The organism is Roseateles sp. GW821-FHT09H11 (assembly GCF_059415845.1).
On the sequence record NZ_JBWKOA010000001.1, the window covers coordinates 881,850 to 901,087 of the forward strand.

18 protein-coding genes are annotated in these 19,238 nt (G+C 69.9%); 10 read left to right on the top strand and 8 right to left on the bottom strand.

Annotated features, from left to right (window positions below):
• Positions 1–108 precede the first annotated feature (108 nt).
• The 5 genes from AC07PR_RS03505 (at position 109) to AC07PR_RS03525 (ending at position 5,262) form a co-directional block, all read left to right on the top strand.
• Positions 109–1,845, top strand: coding sequence for an FAD-dependent oxidoreductase (locus tag AC07PR_RS03505; RefSeq protein WP_495134426.1), 1,737 nt, complete (start codon positions 109–111; stop codon positions 1,843–1,845).
• Positions 1,842–2,144: an antibiotic biosynthesis monooxygenase family protein gene (locus AC07PR_RS03510; protein ID WP_431103364.1), complete on the top strand. Its 303-nt coding sequence runs from the start codon at positions 1,842–1,844 to the stop codon at positions 2,142–2,144. Before AC07PR_RS03505 ends, AC07PR_RS03510 begins: the two co-directional genes overlap by 4 nt.
• A gap of 144 nt (positions 2,145–2,288) precedes the next feature.
• Positions 2,289–2,795 (top strand): dihydrofolate reductase, encoded by a 507-nt coding sequence (locus AC07PR_RS03515; protein ID WP_495134427.1) that lies wholly within the window; start codon positions 2,289–2,291, stop codon positions 2,793–2,795.
• Positions 2,796–2,882: 87 nt separating this feature from the next.
• Positions 2,883–3,461, top strand: coding sequence for a DUF4337 domain-containing protein (locus tag AC07PR_RS03520; protein ID WP_495134428.1), 579 nt, complete (start codon positions 2,883–2,885; stop codon positions 3,459–3,461).
• Positions 3,462–3,603: 142 nt separating this feature from the next.
• A complete protein-coding gene (locus AC07PR_RS03525; protein ID WP_495134429.1) occupies positions 3,604–5,262 on the top strand; it encodes a hypothetical protein in 1,659 nt (552 codons plus the stop codon).
• Positions 5,263–5,279: 17 nt separating this feature from the next.
• Here the strand turns inward: AC07PR_RS03525 and AC07PR_RS03530 are convergent, their stop codons facing one another.
• Positions 5,280–5,897 carry a 2-dehydro-3-deoxy-6-phosphogalactonate aldolase gene (locus tag AC07PR_RS03530; protein WP_483106232.1) on the bottom strand — a complete coding sequence of 206 codons (618 nt, stop codon included), beginning with the start codon at positions 5,895–5,897 and terminating at the stop codon, positions 5,280–5,282.
• Positions 5,894–6,808: a 2-dehydro-3-deoxygalactonokinase gene (locus AC07PR_RS03535; RefSeq protein WP_495134430.1), complete on the bottom strand. Its 915-nt coding sequence runs from the start codon at positions 6,806–6,808 to the stop codon at positions 5,894–5,896. Before AC07PR_RS03535 ends, AC07PR_RS03530 begins: the two co-directional genes overlap by 4 nt.
• 111 nt (positions 6,809–6,919) lie before the next feature.
• Here AC07PR_RS03535 and AC07PR_RS03540 point away from each other — a divergent pair, with 111 nt between their 5' ends.
• Positions 6,920–8,623, top strand: coding sequence for an SMP-30/gluconolactonase/LRE family protein (locus AC07PR_RS03540; RefSeq protein WP_483106230.1), 1,704 nt, complete (start codon positions 6,920–6,922; stop codon positions 8,621–8,623).
• A gap of 115 nt (positions 8,624–8,738) precedes the next feature.
• Here the strand turns inward: AC07PR_RS03540 and AC07PR_RS03545 are convergent, their stop codons facing one another.
• Entirely contained in the window at positions 8,739–9,644 is a 906-nt protein-coding gene (locus AC07PR_RS03545; RefSeq protein ID WP_377155300.1) for an SDR family NAD(P)-dependent oxidoreductase, read from the bottom strand.
• A gap of 277 nt (positions 9,645–9,921) precedes the next feature.
• Here AC07PR_RS03545 and xth point away from each other — a divergent pair, with 277 nt between their 5' ends.
• Positions 9,922–10,686, top strand: a complete 765-nt coding sequence (gene xth, locus AC07PR_RS03550) for an exodeoxyribonuclease III (RefSeq protein ID WP_377155301.1) — start codon at positions 9,922–9,924, stop codon at positions 10,684–10,686.
• Positions 10,687–10,713: 27 nt separating this feature from the next.
• Here the strand turns inward: xth and AC07PR_RS03555 are convergent, their stop codons facing one another.
• The gene (locus tag AC07PR_RS03555) at positions 10,714–11,205 is read right to left on the bottom strand and encodes a MarR family winged helix-turn-helix transcriptional regulator (protein ID WP_377155302.1); all 492 of its coding nucleotides are present in this window, start codon (positions 11,203–11,205) and stop codon (positions 10,714–10,716) included.
• A gap of 108 nt (positions 11,206–11,313) precedes the next feature.
• On the opposite strand from AC07PR_RS03555, the gene AC07PR_RS03560 reads away from it, so the two are divergent.
• The gene (locus tag AC07PR_RS03560) at positions 11,314–11,892 is read left to right on the top strand and encodes a PaaI family thioesterase (protein ID WP_495134431.1); all 579 of its coding nucleotides are present in this window, start codon (positions 11,314–11,316) and stop codon (positions 11,890–11,892) included.
• Between the two features lie 199 nt (positions 11,893–12,091).
• Here the strand turns inward: AC07PR_RS03560 and AC07PR_RS03565 are convergent, their stop codons facing one another.
• Positions 12,092–12,727 carry a bifunctional 4-hydroxy-2-oxoglutarate aldolase/2-dehydro-3-deoxy-phosphogluconate aldolase gene (locus AC07PR_RS03565; protein ID WP_495134432.1) on the bottom strand — a complete coding sequence of 212 codons (636 nt, stop codon included), beginning with the start codon at positions 12,725–12,727 and terminating at the stop codon, positions 12,092–12,094.
• Between the two features lie 44 nt (positions 12,728–12,771).
• Positions 12,772–14,592: a phosphogluconate dehydratase gene (gene edd / locus AC07PR_RS03570; protein ID WP_483106226.1), complete on the bottom strand. Its 1,821-nt coding sequence runs from the start codon at positions 14,590–14,592 to the stop codon at positions 12,772–12,774.
• A 183-nt stretch (positions 14,593–14,775) separates the two neighbouring features.
• Between edd and AC07PR_RS03575 the strand changes: the two genes are divergently transcribed.
• Positions 14,776–15,399 (top strand): gamma-glutamylcyclotransferase, encoded by a 624-nt coding sequence (locus tag AC07PR_RS03575; RefSeq protein ID WP_377155306.1) that lies wholly within the window; start codon positions 14,776–14,778, stop codon positions 15,397–15,399.
• A gap of 45 nt (positions 15,400–15,444) precedes the next feature.
• On the opposite strand, the gene AC07PR_RS03580 is transcribed toward AC07PR_RS03575, so the two are convergent.
• The gene (locus AC07PR_RS03580) at positions 15,445–16,089 is read right to left on the bottom strand and encodes a nucleotidyltransferase family protein (RefSeq protein ID WP_495134433.1); all 645 of its coding nucleotides are present in this window, start codon (positions 16,087–16,089) and stop codon (positions 15,445–15,447) included.
• Positions 16,090–16,278: 189 nt separating this feature from the next.
• Between AC07PR_RS03580 and pdxH the strand changes: the two genes are divergently transcribed.
• On the top strand, positions 16,279–16,914 hold the full coding sequence (gene pdxH, locus AC07PR_RS03585) for a pyridoxamine 5'-phosphate oxidase (RefSeq protein ID WP_377155308.1): 636 nt from the start codon (positions 16,279–16,281) through the stop codon (positions 16,912–16,914).
• 96 nt (positions 16,915–17,010) lie between these two features.
• Here pdxH and AC07PR_RS03590 read toward each other — a convergent pair whose 3' ends face one another.
• Positions 17,011–19,176 carry a TonB-dependent receptor gene (locus AC07PR_RS03590; protein ID WP_495134434.1) on the bottom strand — a complete coding sequence of 722 codons (2,166 nt, stop codon included), beginning with the start codon at positions 19,174–19,176 and terminating at the stop codon, positions 17,011–17,013.
• Between the last annotated feature and the right edge of the window lie 62 nt (positions 19,177–19,238).

Sequence of the window (19,238 nt, forward strand, 5' to 3'; positions counted from 1 at the left end):
CCGGTGCTCGAAGGCCACTCCGCGAGACTCCCCCACTGTGGGGGCCACTGTAGACCCGCGATCAGCGGTACCGCAACCATCCCGAACACCCGACGCAGGGGACACGCCATGATCGCAGAGGCCTCGCACCACTCGCTGGAAACCCGCCGCCATCAGATGTATCCGCGGCTGAGCGCCTGCGACATGGCGCGCATGCAACGCTTCGGCACGCCGCAGACCTTCCAGCCCGGCCAGACGCTGCTCAGCGCGGGCAAGCCCGGCCCGGGGCTCTACCTGATCCTCGCCGGCACGGTGGACGTGTGTCATCGCGACGGCATGGGCAACACCACGCCGCTGGTGCAGCACACGCGGGGCAACTTCTCGGGCGAGCTGGCGGCGATGTCGGGCAAGCCGTCGCTGGTCGACGCGATCGCGGTGGACACGGTCGAGACGCTGCTGCTGCCGCCGAGCCAGCTGCGCGCGCTGATCATCGCGGAGGCCGACCTCGGCGAGCGCCTGGTGCGGGCGATGATCCTGCGCCGCGTGGGCCTGATCGAATCGGGGGCGAGCGGGCCGGTGCTGATCGGCCGCCCCAACTCGGCCGCGCTGCTGCGGCTGCAGAGCTTCCTGCACAGCAACGGCGAGCCGTATCGCGTGGTCGACGTGGCGCAGGACGCGGCGGCGGCCGCCTTGATCGAGGAATACGGCGCCGCGCCGGGCGACGTGGTCGCCGTCTGCCCGGACGGCGCGGTGCTGGTGAATCCGCCCGAGGCGACGCTGGCGCGCTGCATCGGCATGGTGGACACGACGCCGCGCGAGGAGCTCTTCGACGTCGCCATCGCCGGCGCCGGCCCCGCGGGGCTGGCGACGGCGGTGTACGCCGCGTCGGAGGGGCTGCGCGTGGTCGTGCTTGACCGCCGCGCCTATGGCGGCCAGGCGGGCAACAGCGCGCGGATCGAGAACTACCTCGGCTTCCCGACCGGCATCTCCGGCGGCGCGCTGACCGGTCGCGCCTGCGTGCAGGCCGAGAAGTTCGGCGCCGAGCTGCTGATTCCCACCGAGGTCGAATCGCTGGACTGCGCCCGCGAAGGGCCGGAAGGTGAGCTCCTGATCGCCTTGACCGACGGCCGCAAGCTGCGCGCACGCACCGCGGTCATCGCCAGTGGTGCGCGCTACCGCCGGTTGGCGGTGCCGCGCCTGAACGACTTCGAAGGCCGCGGCATCTGGTACTGGGCTTCGGCGCTGGAGGCGCCGCTGTGCGTGGGCAGCGAGGTGGTGCTGGTCGGCGGCGGCAACTCGGCGGGACAGGCGGCGGTCTTCCTGTCCGAGCACGCCTCGCGCGTGCACGTGCTGGTGCGGGGGCCGGGTCTTGCCGACAGCATGTCGCGCTACCTGATCGACCGCATCGAGGCCACCTCCAACATCGTGTTGCGTCCTTACACGGAGATCACCGAGCTGCACGGCGATCCGCTGCGCGGGCTGGAGGCGGTGACCTGGCGCTGCGCCCGCACGGGCACCGAGTCGCGCCAGGACACGCGCAACGTCTTCCTCTTCGTCGGCGCCGAGCCGGAGACGGATTGGCTGGCGGGCTGCCCGGTGTTGTCCGACGCCAAGGGCTTCGTGCTGACCGGGGCGGACGTGCGACGTGCGCAGCGGCGGGCGGACCCGACCCTGGCCGCGGACCTGGAGTGGCAGATCGAGAGCGGCCCGGCGGCGCTGGAATCGAGCGTGCCGGGCGTGTTCGCGGTGGGCGACGTGCGCTCCGGCTCGGTGAAGCGGGTCGGCGGCGCGATCGGCGAAGGGGCGGCGGTCGTCGCACAGATTCATCAATGTCTGGCGAGAATGCGACCCCGGAGGTCCCCATGATCCTTGAAGTCGCCCCGCTCCCCGTCCGCGCCGGCCACGAGGCCGCGTTCGAAGCCGCGTTCCTGCAGGCGCAGGCCATCCTCTCCGCCATGCCCGGCTACCTGGGGCACGAGCTCCAGCGCTGCGTGGAGCGGCCGGGCGAGTACCTCCTGCTCGTCCGCTGGCGCACGCTCGAGGACCACGAGGTCGGCTTCCGCAAGTCGCCGCAGTACCAGGACTGGCGCGCGCTGCTGCACCACTTCTACGACCCGTTCCCGGTGGTGTCGCACTACGAGTCGGTGGCCGGCGCGGCGGGATGAGCGGCGCTGGGCCGTCTTCCCCCGCCGCGCACTCGCACGCGTGCTCGCGCATCCGCGCTCAGTTGTTGCCAGACTTCACCAGCGCGGCCCCGCGCAGTCCGTAAACTCCCGTCCCTGCCCCGTCCGCGCTCCGCCTGAAGCCCCATGCCCCACCTGACCCTCATCGCCGCCCTCGACCGCATGCGCGGCATCGGCCGCGACAACGAACTGCTGGTCCGCCTGCCCGAGGACATGGCGCGCTTCAAGGCGCTCACGATCGGGCACACGGTCATCATGGGACGCAAGACCTGGGACTCGATCCCCGCGAAGTTCCGGCCGCTCGTGCAGCGCCGCAACCTCGTGCTGTCGCGGCAGCCGGGGCTCGTGCTCGACGGCGCGGAGGTCTTCGAGACCTTGGACGCGGCGCTCGCCGCCTGCTCGGCCGACGAGGCCGTGTTCGTCATGGGCGGTGCCCAGGTCTACGAACTCACCCTGCCCCGCGCCGACGCCCTGGAACTCACCGAGATCGACGCCGCCTTCGACGCCGACGCGTTCTTCCCCGCCGTCGACCCGCAGGTCTTCGCCGAGCTGCGCAGAGAGCGCCACCACAGCCCCGCCGATCGCGGCCACGACTGGCACTACGACTTCGTGCGCTACGAGCGCCGGCGCTGACGCCTGCGCCCCGACGCCTGCCTCGGCCGTCCTGGCGCCTCGGCCGTCCACCCCGCCTTCCTCATCGACTTCCACATTCCGAACCCCATGTCCGGCAACCATTTCCACGTCCACGGTCCGCACGACCACGAACTCGAACACGCCGCGCAGCACGAGCCCCACGGGCTCGCCGGCCAGTTGGCGGTGATCACCGCCGTGCTCGCCACGCTGGGCGCGTGCTTCTCGTACATGGGCGGCGCCACGCAGGCCAACGCCGGCCTGTTCAAGAACAACGCGGCGATCACCAAGACCGAGGCCGCCAACCGCTGGAACTACTTCCAGGCCAAGAGCAGCAAGCAGAACCTGGCCGAGTTCGCACTCGACCTGACCCCCAGCGAGGAGCAGCGGGCCAAGTACCGCGAGAAGATCGCCCGCTACGAGACCGAGAAGAACGACATCAAGGCGCAGGCCGAGAAGCTCGAGGCCGAGTCCGCCGCGTGGGACCACAAGAGCGACGAGCAGTTGCACCTCCACCATCGCTGGGCACAGGCCACGACGGCCTTGCAGGTCGCCATCGCGCTGGCCGCGATCGCGCTGCTGACCAAGCGCCGCTGGATGGAGTTCGCCACGCTGGGCGCCGGCGCGATCGGCGTCGGCCTGGGCATCGCCGCGTGGCTGCACGTCTGATCGCAGGTCGCACCACACGGGCGATCGCGACCCCCACCGCCGGGGGAGATCACTCAAGTTCCTGAGCGCCCGGCCGATAGCGAAGGGATCACCGCCACGCCATCAGAGCACCGCGGGATTGCCGCCAGGGAGGCGCTTCGCAATGACCCTCATCACCTCGACCGGCGCGAGCGTGCTCGACCGCATCGCCGCGAGCCGCACGGCGTCGACGTACCGCCCCGCGGGCGTGTCGGCGCAGGCGGCCAGCGCCGCCGCCAGGACCGCGGCTTCCGCGTCCTCGGCGTCTGCCGCCTCGTCCGCCCCCACGCGCCTGACGCTCGACGCAGCGGCGGCCAGCGACCTCGTCTACGCGAAGCCGAAGACGCCAGGGTTCGGCCCCCAGCGCTTCTGGGCCCATGCGCGCGACGACAGCCTCAGCGAACTCATGACCCGCAACAGCGGCAAGGACGCCGTCACCTTGTCCGACCGCTGGCGCGGGCTCGGCAGCGGCTTGCTGAAGCAGTTGGCGGACACCGGCACGGCGTACAAGCAGACGCTCGCCGACTACGTGCCGCCCGCCGACGGCGTCAGCGCGATGGACGGCGCCAGCGGCAGCGAAGCCGCCGCGGCGGCCGCGGCGCTCCAGGAACAGGCCATCGGTGGCGTCAGCACGAACGCCGCCGAGGTGAATCTCAAGATCCAGACGCGCTCCGGCCAGACCGTCGAGCTCACGATCGGCGTCAACAGCGGCGACCAGGGCGGCACGCGCGGCCTGCAGGTCGAGGTCAAGAGCTCGGGCGCGCTCAGCAGCGCGGAGCGCAAGGCGCTCGCCGAGCTGGGCGACGGACTCGACCGCGCCCTCGAAGGCCTGGGCGAAGGCGCACCCACGCTCGACCTGTCCGAACTGATGGCCTTCGACCGCGGCGGCGTGCTGTCCGGGCTCGATCTGAAGGTCGAGAACCCGAACGCGCCGGCCGACGTGCCCGGCGTGATGCGGGCGTTCTCGCTGCATCTGGGCACGGACACGAAGTCGGTGTCGATGCGCACCACCAGCGGCGAAATGAACCTGGAGGTCGACGCCACGCCGCCCAAGGGCGGCGTCAACAACGGGCAGCGCTGGTCCGCCATCGATCAACTGCTGAAGCAGATCGATGCGGCCGCCGACCGCGGCCACGCCGACGCCGCCATGACGAAGTCGTTCAAGGACGCGTTCCAGCAACTGCAGGCGCCGCCGGTCGATGGCGAGGTGTCGAGCGCCGTGCCCGTCGGCGCGAACGACGCCGCGAAGCCCACCGCCATCGCCGTCAACACGACGGCAGCGAAAGCCGCCGAGGCGGACGACGCCGCCGCGGCCCCGCCGCCGATGAGTGACGGGCTGCGATCGCAGGTGCAGTCGCTGCAGAGCGGCCTGGCGGACTTCAAGGCGGACTTCAGCGCCGACTCGCAGCGCACCAGCCGCATCGGCAGCATCAAGGAAGCCGGCCACGCCGACTACCGGATCGGCCAGACCACCACCGAGCGTCCGAACACGGTGACCGGCGGCCGCGCGATCACGCAGACGCAGACCGAGGAGATGGACGCCCACTTCGAGAAGTCGCGCACCTTCACGCTCGACCGTGACAACGGCAACTACGATGCCTCCACGGTCAAGGACAGCAAGACTGTCACGACGCTGATCGACACGGTGAAGGACTCGCTCTCGCGCGCCCTGCGCAAGACCGACGAGCAGCGGCTCAAGACTTTCACGCAGGTCGAGAACTTCAAGGCGACGGCGCACAACGAGTGGCCCTCGCAGCGCAGCGTCACGGAACGTCTGCGCTGAGCCGGATCTCCTCGGCGTCAGCCGGACGCCGCCCGAAACCCGGCGGCGTCCCAGGCGACCCGCATCGCACGGGCGCGCTGACGCAGTTCCGCGGCGGAGATCCCCGGCGTGTACAGCGACGACCCCAGTCCTGCACCGCTGGCCCCGGCTTCCCGGAAGCTGCCCAGATTGTCCCGACCGATGCCGCCCACGCCGAACATCGGCGTCCCGTCCGGAAACACCGCGCGCCACGCCCGGATCGCCGCCGGTCCCAGGGTATCGGCCGGGAAGAGCTTGAGCGCATCCGCCCCCGCCGCCAGCGCGGCGAAGCCCTCGGTGGGCGTGGCCACGCCCGGCATCGATCGCAGGCCCAGCGCCTTGCTGCGGCGGACCACGCCCGGATTCACATTGGGCGACAGCACCAGCCGTCCGCCGGCCTGCTGGACCCGGGCCACGTCGTCGACATCGAGCACCGTGCCCGCACCGATCTCCGCCTCCGGCCCGAAGCGCCGGGCCAGCAGTTCGATGCTCTCCAGCGGACGAGGCGAATTCAGCGGGACCTCGATGATCCGGATGCCGTGCTCCAGCAGGATCTCGCCGACCGCCAGCACGTCGTCGGGGAGCACGCCCCGCAGGATCGCGATCAGGCCGTTCATCCGGCGGCCTCCACCAGCCCGGCCAGCACCGCGATGCGCCACTGGCCGCGTGCCGTGGCGTCGGCCGGCGCCGGTGCCGCCACCGTGCCGGCGCGGCGCAATACCCGCTCATAACGCGCGCACAGGTCGGGCTCGCCCAGCAGCTTGATGCCGCCTTGTGGCCAGTAGGCCAGCGCGCTGCCGACCTCCGCGCCGATCAGCAGGCCCGACAGGAAGTCCGGCAGGCCCTCGGGCGGCACACGGCCCAACAGGCTGGCTGCGCGGGCGGAAAACAGCGCCACGGACAGGCGGTCGTACTGCGCCAGCCCCAGCGCCGCGCCTTCGTCGAAGCAGTCGAGCCGCTCCCCGTCGAAGCGCATCAGCTTGGCCAGCATGCCGTGCCGGGTCAGCAGCGCGTACAGCTCGCCGGTCAGGCTCGTCTCGAAGCTGGTGACCCGGCCCCAACCATCGAGCCTGGCCCACTTGCTGTGCGTGCCCGGCAGCAGGCAGCACGCGGGATCGCCCGGCTCCAGGCCCCAGAGCTGAGTCTCCTCGCCCCGCATCACGTCCTCCTGCCCCGACGGGGACTGGCACCGCAACCCGGGCACGATGTGCAGCTCCGCCCCGTCCGACAGCGTCACCTTCACCAGCGCGCCCGCGGCATCCAGGGCCGTCGCGGGGCACTTCAGGTAAGGCGCCTCCACCCATCCTTCACGGGCGCCGATCATGCCGTTGGCGATGAGCGGTACCCGGCTCCCCCGGAGCCAACCGCCACACAACGCCCGCAGGGCCGATTCGAACGAGCGTTCCCGCAGGTTCAGCAAGCCTTGGGCGCTGGAGCGGATCTCCACCACCTTCCCCTGCCGGTCGAACAGGCGCGCCCGCAGATTGGAAGAACCCCAGTCCAAGGTGATCAAGGCCGTGGATTCCATGTCGCCCCCTGAAGTTTCACTAATTGGAACTATAGCCAGCTTCGGGGCGACCGAAAGACGAAATGCCTACAATCGCGCGATTCAAAAGTTCCGGGGAGCGGAAGACAGGACATGTCAACGGGAGATCGATCCGCCAACGGTCAACAGGGTCTCGGGGTCCTGGAAAAGGCGATGGGCCTGCTCAACATCGTGTCCGCCAAGCGGGCGCCGATGACCTTCACCGACCTGTTGCGCGCCTCGTCGCTGCCCAAGGCCACGCTGCACCGGATCCTGGGCACGCTGGTGCGGGAAGGCCTGCTGCGCCACGATCCCTACAACAGGAGCTTCCAGCTCGGGTTCCGGCTGCTCGAACTGGCCCACGAGGTCTGGAGCGATTTCGACCTGCGGCTGGCCGCCCAGGACGCGCTGGTGCGGCTGCGCGACAAGCTGGGCGAATCGGTGCAGCTCTCCGTGCTGAACGGCCAGCAGGTCGTCGTGGTGGCCAGCGAGCAGGCGGGTCGCGACGTCGCGCCCGTGTCCAGCGTCGGCGTGCGGCTGCCGGTGCACGCCACCGCGGCGGGCAAGGCCATCGCCGCCAACCTCGACCCGCTGCGGCTGCGCCACCTGCTGGAGAACCTGGACTTCCACGCGTTCACGACGAACACGCTGCGCGACGCGGCCGGCCTCCAGGGCGACCTGGCGCTGGCGCGGGCGCGGGGGTATGCCGTGGACGAAGGCGAGTTCGACGAGACCAGCGTCTCCGTCGCCGCGCCGATCTTCGACTACGAGGGGCGCCCGATCGGCGCCCTGTCCGTGACCGGACCGGCATCCCGCCTGGGCGGCGCCCGCGCCCACAGCCTGAGCGCGGCGCTGATCGCCACCGCGCGGGGCATCTCCCACGCCGCCGCCGGCGACGCCACGACGATCGCGATGTCCGGCAGGCCCGCGCCCGCCGCGCCGCCGGTCGACGTGCGCTGCATCAACGAGACGCGGGCGCTGCTCGGCGAAGGACCGATGTGGTCGCCGCGGGACAATGCGCTGTACTGGGTCGACATCCTGACGCCGTCGGTGCACACCCACCGCGCGTCCGGCGGCGTCAATACCGAGATCAAGCTGGGCACCATGGCCAGCGTCGTCATCCCCAAGGCCACCGGCGGCCTGCTGGTGGCGACGCCGGGCGGACTGATGACGCTGGATCCGGACACCAAACGCATGAGCCTGCTGAGCCATCCCGAGGCCGACCGCCCCGGCAACCGCTACAACGACGGCAAATGCGACCGTCGCGGCAGGCTCTGGGTCGCCTCGATGGACATGGGCACGGCGGCCAATCGCGGCAGCCTGTTCCGCGTCGACGCGGACGGCTCATGGAAGCGGATGGACACCGGCTTCACCGTGCCCAACGGCCTGGGATGGAGCCCGGACGACCGCAAGATGTACTTCACCGACACCTATCGCCGGACGATCTACCAGTACGACTTTGACCTGCTGTCCGGCACGATCGCCAATCGCCGCGAACTCATCGTCTTCGGTGCCGACGACGGCCGGCCGGACGGCCTCACGGTCGACGACGCCGGCTGCCTCTGGGTGGCGCTGTGGGACGCGTGGCACATCGCGCGCTTCTCCCCGGACGGACGCGAGATGCATCGCATCCGCATGCCCGTGCCCCGCCCCACCAGTTGCTGCTTCGGCGGCGCCAGCCTGGAGACGCTGTATGTCACCAGCGCCTCCGTGCGCCTGAGCGAGGAGGCGCTGGCCAACGCGCCCTTGTCGGGCTCGCTGTTCGCGCTGGAGATTCCCGACGTGCGGGGACTGCCCGAAGCCACGTTCGCGGGCTGACGGACTTGCGGCTCCCCGAGGGCTGACCAAGACGCAGGACTCGCCGTCGGCGACCTGCGGATCCACGCCCTGGATCACGGGGAGGAAACCGAAGGTCCGGCGCACGCCCTGGCGTTCAAGCCTCGCCATGGGGGCTCTCCTGGGTGGCCTCGGGGTGGTCGACGATGTCGAGGCAATCAGCGCGTTCGGCGCGTTCGACGGGCTCGGGGCGCTCGGGCGGCGGCTCGATCGGCGATCGCCCCCACCAGCCGCGGATGCGGGTGGACAGCAGCGCGCTCGCGGCCATCGAGGTCAGCCCACCGTCCACCACCAGGTCGGTGCCGGTGATGAAGGACGCTTCATCGGACGCCAGGAACAGGACCGCGGAGGCGACGTCCGCGGGCGTGCCGATGCGCCCCGCCGGATAGCACTCGCGATTGAGCCGCATGTCGCGTTCGGTGGCGCCGCGCAAGGTCCGCTCGGTGGCGATCAAGGCCGGCGACACCGCGTTGCAGCGGATGCCGCGGGGGCCGTACTCGACCGCGATCTGCTTGGTCAGCGCGTGCACGCCGCCCTTGGCCGCGGTGTAGGCTGCCAGGCCCGGATTGGCCACGATCTGGTGGATGGACGCCAGGTTGACGATGGCGCCGCCCCCGCTGGCCAGCATCGCAGGAATGGCGCCGCGGCAGAAGCGGAACGTGGCGCCCAGCGCGGAGTCCAGCGTGGCGGCCCAGTCCTCATCGCTGCAGTCGACGACGCTGCGCTCGCGGTACGACACCGCGTTGTTCACCAGCAGATGCAGCCCGCCGAAGCAGTCGCGCGCATGACGCAGCGCCTCGTCCACCGTGCGTTGCGCGTGCGCGTCGCGGCACAGCAGATGCACGGCGCTGGTATCCAGACCCCGCAGCGCATCACGGGCAGCGACTTCATCCCATTCCACCGCCACCACGCGGGCGCCTTCGCGCACGAAGCGCCGCAGCACGGCCCGTCCGATGCCGTGTCCGACGCCGGTGACGATCGCGACCTTGCCTTCAAGCCTCATGATTTGACCGCTCCGCGCCGTGACTCCGCTTCAGAGGTTCCATTTAATGGAACTCTATCGACGGTGCGATTCTGCCATTCGCACAAGTTTGAAGATTCAGGGGTTAACCCTTCACCCTCGCCCCCCGCGGACTGCGGCCCCAAGACAAGCGATAGGCGTGTTCCCCGTCTGGCCCGTCGGGCCCGTGTTGGCGATGGAGGTGCGATCAAGGGGTGACAATCAGGCCCATTCCTCTCGCCTGAACTCCGACGCGCGGCCCACCGCGCTCCGCCCGCCCATGAAATTCGCCACCTGGAACGTCAACTCCCTGGCCGTGCGCCTGCCGCAACTGCTCGACTGGCTGGCCGCCAATCCCGTGGACGCGCTCGTGCTGCAGGAGACCAAGCTCACCGACGACAAGTTCCCGACGATGGAGATCGGCGACGCCGGCTACCAGGTCCAGTGGTTCGGTCAGAAGACCTACAACGGCGTGGCCCTGCTGAGCCGGACGCCGGCCCAGGACGTGGTCAAGAACATCACCGGCTATGCCGACGAGCAGGCGCGGCTGATCGCGGGAACGGTGGGCGATGTGCGCGTGATCGGCGCCTACTTCCCGAACGGCCAGGCGCTGGACAGCGACAAGTTCGTCTACAAGATGGCCTGGCTGGACGGCCTGCGCGCCTGGCTCGCCACCGAGATGCAGCAGCACGAGAAGCTGGTGCTGATGGGCGACTTCAACATCGCCCCCGAGGACCGCGACTGCTATGACCCGGCCGCCTTCGTCGGCCAGACGCACACCTCGCCGCAGGAGCGCGCGCACTTCCAGGCGCTGATCGACATGGGGCTCACCGACGCCTACCGGATGTTCGAGCAGCCGCCCAAGAGCTACAGCTGGTGGGACTACCGGATGCTGGGCTTCCAGAAGAACAAGGGCCTGCGCATCGACCACATCCTGGTGAGCGCGGCGCTGAAGTCCAGGGTCACCGCCTGCACGATCGACCGGCAGATGCGCAAGCTGCCCAAGCCGAGCGACCACGCGCCGGTGATCGTCACGATCGACTGAGCGCCCTGCCCGAACGCTGCGCGCCGGTCAGTCCGGCGCGAGCTCGCCGCGCATCAACGCGGCACATTCGTCCAGCAACGCATGCAGGCGCTGCACGCGTTCGTCGCCGAGGCGCTCGTTCAGCGAGAGCTGCGCGCGCTTCCACGTCGCCTTCATCTGTCTGCGCCGCGCGTGGCCCTCTTCCGTCGCCTGCAGCTGTCGGCTGCGCGCGTCCGCGCCGGGCAGTGTCTCCACCAGGCCCAAGGCCTGGAGCGGCTGCACGTTGCGAGACAGTGTCGAGAGATCGATGTCCATGCGCCGCGCGAGCTCGCTGGGCTGGATCGGCCCCAGCACCACGATGTGCGACAGCAGCGCGTACTGCGTCGTGGTCAGGCCGGACTCGGCGAACTGCGCCTCGCAGTGGTTGGACACCAGCCGCGTCACCTGACGCAGCTTGAAGTTGGTACAGCCCTTGGGCGAGATCGGCTCCGCCTGCGTCTGCGAAGGCGTTGTCTTCGAGGGAGAGACGGAAGCGCTCATTGGAGTGATCTCTCAAGGTGTCGCCGGGAGGCTTGACAGCGGAAGATTGTAGCTGCAACCATTGCAGCCACAAGCTTTCACCCAGCCCCACCGCCACAGGACTCCATCATGAGCGCAGCACTGACACCCTCGCCCACCGCCTCATCCGTCGTGTCCCACGACGAAGCGCTGGCCCAATGGCAGGCGGAAGAGAAGGAGGTTCGCGCCCGGCTCCGCCCTGAACACGGCGTGGCCACGATGGCCGAGATTGCCGGCATGAACGGTCTGGAGCAGATGCTGGCGATGCTCGACGGCAAGCTCCCGCCGCCGCCGATCGCGCAGACGCTGGACTTCACGCTGCTGCGCGCGAGCAAGGGCGAGGTGATCTGCCAGGGCACGCCGAAGTTCCGGCACTACAACCCGATGGGCACGGTGCACGGCGGCTGGTACGCGACGCTGCTCGATTCGGCGCTGGGCTGCGCGGTGCACACGACGATGGATGTGGGCCGCGCCTACACGACGCTCGAACTGAAGATCAACCTTGTTCGCGCGCTCAACGAGAAGGTGCCGGTCGTGCGCGCCATCGGCCGCGTGCGTCACGTCGGCCGCCAGATGGCGACCGCCGAGGCCGACCTGCTTGGCCACGACGGCAAGTTGTATGCACACGCCAGCACCACGTGCCTGGTGTTCGACCCACCGAAACGCTAAGCCCGTTGCCGCTCACCCGCCCCACGGGGGCGGGCCGGGGTGGGGTGACTTCTGCCCCGCCCGCTTGGAGGGCGGGGATGGGGTGGGAGCGAAACGATAAAGAGGGCTTCCAGAGCTTCGTTCACCGGGTGAATGGAGGCTTCCAGAGCTTCGTTCACCGGGTGAATGGAAGCTGCCAGAGCCTCCTTCACCGGGGATTTCAAGCGCGCAGCGCGCTGGCCTCCTTGGCCAGTTGCGTGATGCGGGCCCAATCGCCCGCCCTCACCGCATCCGCCGGCGTCAGCCACGAGCCGCCGCAGACCTTCACGTTCGGCAGCGCCAGGAAGTCCGGCGCCGTCTGCACTGTGATGCCGCCCGTCGGACAGAACGCGACGTCCGGGAACGGGCCCGCCAGGGCCTTCAACAGGCTCGTGCCGCCGACGGCCGTGGCCGGGAACAGCTTCAGGAAGCGGAAGCCGGCATCGCTGGCCATCATCACCTCGCTGGCCGTCGACACGCCCGGCAGCAGCGGCAGGAAATGCGCCGAGCAGGCACCCGCCACATCCATCGTGAAGCCGGGACTGACGGCGAAGCTGGCGCCGGCCTTCTTCGCGGCGATGGCATCGGCCGAGGTGCGCAGCGTGCCGGCGCCGACGAGCGCTTCCGGCACCTCGCGCGCGATCGCGGCGATCGCCTCGAGCGCCACCGGCGTGCGCAGCGTCACCTCCAGCACCTTCACGCCGCCCGCCACCAGCGCGCGGGCCAGCGGCACCGCGTCCTCGACGCGGTCGATGACGATGACCGGAATGACCGGGCCGTGTTCGGCCAGGCTCAGGGTGTCCTTGATGGCAGTCATGTGAGTGTCCTTTTAGTCGAAATCAGTGGGCGTTGAGCTCGGCCTCACAGCCAGCTGATCGCGCCCTCCTCCGCCGTCGTCACGTTGCGCCGCATGCCGGCGAAGAGCTCACGGCCCAGGCCGGCGCCGTTCTCGATCACCGCATCGGCGGTGATCTGCGCCAGCTCGCGGCGATCCCATTCGGCGGCCGGCACCAGCGCGCTCAGCACGCCGGTGTTGGCGCAGACGCGCACCAGATCGCCGTCGCGCAGCTTGGCCAACGGACCGCCGGCCAGCGCCTCGGGGCTCACGTGGATCGCGGCCGGCACCTTGCCCGAGGCGCCGCTCATGCGCCCGTCCGTCACCAGCGCCACCTTGAAGCCCTTGCCCTGCAGCACCGCCAGCGGCGGCGTCAGTTTGTGCAGCTCCGGCATGCCGTTGGCCTGAGGCCCCTGGAAGCGGACCACGACCACCACGTCGCGCTCCAGTTCGCCGGCCTTGAACGCGGCCTGCATCGCTTCCTGGCTGTCGAAGATGCGCGCCGGTGCTTCGACCGTGTGCCGGTCCTCCGGCACCGCGGACACCTTGATCACCGCGCGGCCCAGGTTGCCCGCCAGCAGCTTCAATCCGCCGGTCGGCGAGAACGGCGCGGCGGCCGTGCGCACGACGGTGTCGTCGCCGCTCTTGGCCGGCAGGTCGGTCCACGTGACCGAGCCGTCGTCCGCACGATGCGGCAGGCGTCCGAAGGCGCTCAGGTTCTGACCCGACACCGACGTCAGCACATCGCCGTGCATCAGCCCGGCGCCGATCAGCTCCTTGATCACGAAGCCCGGACCGCCGGCGGCCTGGAACTGGTTCACGTCGGCGCTGCCGTTCGGGTACACGCGCGACAGCAGCGGCACGACGCCCGACAGCTCGGAGAAGTCGCTCCAGTCGATCAGGATCCCCGCCGAGCGCGCCACCGCGACCCAGTGGATCAGGTGGTTCGTCGAGCCGCCCGTGGCCAGCAGCGCGGCCATCGCATTGACGATGCTGCGCTCGTCGACCATGCGGCCGATCGGCGTGTAGTCGCGCTGCGGAATGATCTTCAACGCCTGACGCACCGCTTCGCGGGTCAGCGCCTCGCGCAGGCCATCGTGCGGATGGACGAAGGCCGCGCCCGGCACGTGCAGGCCCATCGCCTCCAGCAGCATCTGGTTGCTGTTGGCCGTGCCGTAGAAGGTGCAGGTGCCCGCGCCGTGATAGGCCTGGGACTCGGCCTGCAGCAGCTCGTCGCGGCCCACCTTGCCTTGCGCGTAGAGCTCGCGCACCTTGGCCTTGTCGTTGTTGGACAGCCCCGAGCTCATCGGCCCCGCCGGCACGAACACGCAGGGCAGATGCCCGAAGTGCAGCGCGCCGATCAACAGACCGGGCACGATCTTGTCGCAGATGCCCAGCAGCAGCGCCGCGTCGAACACATCGTGCGACAGCGCCACCGCCGTGCCCATCGCGATCGTGTCGCGCGAGAACAGGCTGAGCTCCATGCCCGGCGTGCCCTGCGTGACGCCGTCGCACATCGCCGGCACGCCGCCAGCGACCTGCGCGGTCGCCCCCAGGCGATGGACCTCGTCGCGGATGATGCCCGGGTAGGTCTCATACGGCTGGTGCGCCGACAGCATGTCGTTGTAGGCCGTGACGATGCCGAGATGCGGCGCCTTCTCCGCCACGATGCGCAGCTTGTCGTTGGCCGGCATCGCGGCCACCGCATGCGCCACGTTCGCGCAGCCCAGGCGTTGCACGCCGCGCTGCCGACCCGCCATGCGCTCGATCAGGTCCAGATAGCGCTCGCGCGACGCGGCGCTGCGCGCCTTGATCCGCGCGGTGACATCCAGAATGGTCTTGTTCATGCCGACTGCCGATGTAACTCGGCCAGGGTTAGATTGGTAACCATATTACACGCCCCAGAGCGTGTGTGGCCCTCCCTGGCCGGTTTCCCGGGTACAAGGTGGTTACAGAAACAGGGCGCACGCCACACCTTCGCGGCAGGCCACGTACCCGACGCGGGCGGCCGGTATGGCAGCATTCGATTCATGATTCACGACCCCCTTGCGGAAGCCCGCCTGGAAGACCTGCCCGCCCACAGCCAGCAGCTGCTGGAAGTGGCGGAACGCACCTGGGACCGCGAGCACGGCCTGATGATGTTCGCTTATGGCTCCCTGATGTGGAACCCTGGCTTTGACCCTGCGCAGACGCTGGTGGCCAGGGTCCAGGGGTATCACCGCGCGCTGCGGTTGCGCTCGCTGGTGAACCGCGGCAGCACCGAGCAGCCCGGCCTGGTGATGACGCTGCTGTCGGGCGGCAGTTGCCGGGGCTTGATGTACCGCGTCGAACCCAAGGACAGCGAGGCGACGCTGCGTCGCCTGTGGCTGCGCGAGATGGTGGTCGGCACCTATGTGCCGCGTTGGCTGGACTGTCATTGCGCCGACGGTCTGGGCACACGCAAGGCGCTGGCCTTCACGCTGTCGCGACGCAGTCCGGGCTGGGTGGGCGATATCGCCGACGACCGGTTGCTGCACATCCTGCGCCACGCGCGTGGCCGTTACGGCACGACGCTCGATTACCTGCAGCGTGCCGTGACCTGCCTGCGGGAGCATGGCATCCGCGATCGCGCGTTGGAACGGCAGCTGGCGCTGGCCCGTTCGAACGGTCTCTGAGACCGATGGCGGGATGGCTTCGGAGCCGCCCGATCGAGGCTCGCCTCAGCCCAAGGACCGCAGGCCTTCGCTGCTCGGACGTGGCTTCGACGAATCGACGGCCAGGCGCTGCAGGTCCTCGACGGTGTCGACGTCGATGAGCACCCCCGGATCGTCGACGTCCACGGCCTGTGCCGGATAACGCGCCAGCAGCCGGCGCGCGCCCTCGTCGCCTTGCAGGCTGGTGAGCTCGGAGAAGAGTTCCGCATTGAACCCCACCGGATGTCCGCGCCGTCCGCGGTGCTGGGCATACGCGATCGGATCGTGCTCGATCGCCTGCGCGACGGCCGTCAAGGTGGTCGACCGCACCATCGGCATGTCCGCGGGCAGGATCAGCCAGCCGGGCGCGTCCCCGGTCGCGGCCACGCCGGCCGCGATCGAATGCCCCATGCCCAGCGGCGCGGGGCGCCCGAGGCGGTCCTGGTCGGGCAGCACCAGCATGTCGCGCGAGGCCACATGGCGTCGGACCAGAGGCGCCAACGCGGTCGAGGTCACCACGAGCATCGGCAGGCCGGAGGCCATCGTCTGGCGCAAGGTCAGCGCCAGCACGGTATCTCCGTTCAAGACCTGTTCCAGCTTGTGGCCCTCGCCGCGAAAGCGCTGGCCGCGCCCTGCCGCGAGCACGACGACGGCGGGTCGTCGCTGATTCATGCGAACTTCCTTCTGGTTTGGTCCCGATCCCCCTGGGCCGGCTCTGTGGCGCGGCTGGATGGGAGCAAGCATGCCTGTGGCGCGAAAGCGCTCCCACCCGGAGTTTCACGATTGGGAGCTCTACTTAAGGGATGCCCTGCATAACTCCCCTCGGCAGGGCGTCCCGAGGATTCACCCGATACTTGCAAGATGGACAAACTCTCCGACCTTCGAAAGAGCTACGAGCGCGCCGAGCTCGACGAACACCAGTCCGCGGGCGAGCCGCTGCGCCAGTTCCGTGAATGGTTCCAGCAGGCGCTGGACGCCCAGGTGCCCGAACCCAACGCGATGACACTGGCAACGGTCGGGCCGGACGGACGTCCGTCCACGCGCATCGTGCTGATCAAGGACATCGAGGAACGCGGCCTTGTCTGGTACACCAACTATGACAGCCGCAAGGGCCGCGAGCTGGCGCTGCATCCGTTCGCCGCCCTGCAGTTCCACTGGGTCGAGCTGGAACGCGTGGTCCGCATCGAAGGCGCCGTCGAGCAGGTCGACGCGGCGCAGTCCGATGCCTACTTCGCGTCGCGGCCGCTGGACTCGCGCCTGGGCGCATGGGCCTCGCCGCAGAGCCAGGTGATCTCGTCGCGCGCCGTGCTGGTCGCCAATGCCGCGAAGGCCGCCGCGCAGCACGGATTGAATCCGGGCCGGCCGCCGCACTGGGGCGGTTACCGGCTCGTGCCCGAGCGCTGGGAGTTCTGGCAAGGGCGCAAGTCGCGGCTGCATGACCGGCTCGTGTATCGCCGTGAAGGCGACGAGTGGGTCCGCGAACGGCTCGCGCCTTGAACCAGATCAAAGCCCAAGAGGCTTCAGTACTGCCGCGGCCGCTGGCCCTCACCCCTGCCCTCTCCCGCAAGCGGGAGAGGGAGAAGAGCAGGCCGCTCAGAACTTGACCTGCAGCCCCGCGAAGAGGCTGCGGCCGGGCAGCGGCGTCAGCTCGCGGATCGTCTGCACGCTGCTCGCGTTGTAGGCGAGCTTGTTGGCCAGGTTGTCCAGCTTGACGTACCACATCGCGTCCAAATTGCCGATGTCGAAGTGGCGCGCGATGTTCAGACGCAGGATGCCGTAACCCGCCGTCGGCGTGTCCAGCGCCGGCACGCGGTCCTGGCGCATCGCGCCGCGCAGCTCGGCCTGGACCAGCCACGGGCCACGTTCCGCCTGGAGCGAGATGCTTCCACGCACCGGCGCCAGGCGCGGCAGCGGCTCGTTGGTGTCGCGGTTGGTGCCGCGCACGAGGTCGATCGTCGTGCCCAAAGTCAGGTCCCAACCCGCCAGCCTGGGCAGCGGCTGCTTGCCTTCCAGCTCCACGCCGTGCATCCGGGCACGCACGCCGCGGTAGAGGTACTCGGGCACCGATTCGATCCCGCCGTCCTCACCGACCTCGTCGATGCTGCGGCCGCTCGCGTCCAGCGCGATGTAGTTGGAGAAACGCGTCTGGTAGACCTGCACGCTCCACTTCGCGTCGCCCTGCTTCCAGTGCAGGCCGAGGTCGACCGCCTTCGCGCGCTCCAGGCCCAGGTTGATGTCGCCCACCTCGTAGGCACCCGACGCCACGTGCACGCCGTTGGCGAAGAGTTCGTAGAAGGTCGGCGCGCGCTGGCTGCTGCTCAGGTTGCTCGACAGGCTGAAGCCGTTGCCCAGTTCGTAGGCCCCGCTCAGCGAGAAGCTCTTCGGGCTGAAGCGCCGCGTCACCGGGTCGCCGAAACGCTCCTCGTCGCCGCCGGTCGAGCCGATGTTGACGCGCTCCGCGCGCGCGCCAGCCTGCAGACTCCAGGGACCCGAGCGGAACTGCTCGATCAGGAACAGCGCGTTGTTGCGGGTCTTGGTGCCAGGGACCAACGCCTCCTCGCCGAGGGCAGAGAAATCGCTGAGTTCCCATTGCCAGCCGAGCACGCCCTGCATCGAGCCCCAGTCGCCCTGGAAGGCGGCATGCGTCGCCTCGACACGGCCGTCCTTGCCGTCGGACGAGAAGACGGTGCCGACCTCGCCGCTGCCCTCCACTTCCTGGTGCTTGTAGCGGCTGCTCGCGAACTGCCAGGTCACGCGCGCCAGGCCCGGCAGCGGATCCCGCCATTCGCCGGCGGTCGCGAGGCGCTGACGCTGCATCTCGATGCGCACGTCGGGCTCGACGGTGACGCCGTAGTCGTTGTGATAGTCCTCGACCGACACGCCGGCATACCCCTGCGAGAACAGCAGCGAGCCGCCCACCGCGCCGCTGCGGCCGTGACTGTCGGAGTTGCGGACATGCGTTGAGGCGCCGTCCTCGCTCTCGAAGCGCGGCACGCGCTGGTCGTCGGCGCGGCGGTCGGCCGCGTCCACGTGCCAGGCGAAGCCCGTCGTGCCACCGTCCAGCACCACGGCACCGCCGCGTTCCTTCGAGGCGCCGCCCAGGCGCAGCTCCGCCGCGCCGTTCAGTCCGGGCTGGGCCAGTCGCGGGATGCGGTTGTCGATCGCATTGACGACGCCGCCGATCGCGTTGCCGCCGTACTGCAGCGCGGCCGCGCCGCGCAGCACCTCGACGCGCGTCAGCACCAGCGGATCGACCGGCAGCGCGTGGTCGAAGCTCAGGCTGGACGCATCGACGGAAGCGCCGGAGTTGCTGAGCATCCGGACGCGATCACCGTCGAGACCGCGCATCGTCGGCCGGTTGCTGTTCGGACCGAAGTAGGTCGAGCCCACGCCGGCCAGCCCGTCCAGGGTCTCGCCAAGGCTCGCGCCGCGCTTGAGGGTCAGCGCGTCGCCGCTCAGCACCTGCACCGGCGCGGCGAGTTCGCGCTGGCTCAGCGGATTGCCCGTCACGACGACCACGTCGAGCTTGTGCTTGTGAGCCCGATCGGCACCGCCGGATACGGCGCCGGCATCGGCCGAGGTCGGATCGACAGCCGCCGCGGCAGGAGCCGGCGCGGGTGCGGGTGCGGGCGGGGCTGGCTGGGCCCAGGCGCCGCTTGCGGCGGCGCTCAGCGCGACGGCCAGGAGCGTGGGCTGGACAGGGGCGCGCGACGGCGCCGACGAACGGATCAAACGGATCGAAGTGGACAGGATGGCCATGGAAACACTCTCGAGCACCGGCGGCGGAACGTCGCGGCGCCATCAAATTCTTGGAGGGCCCG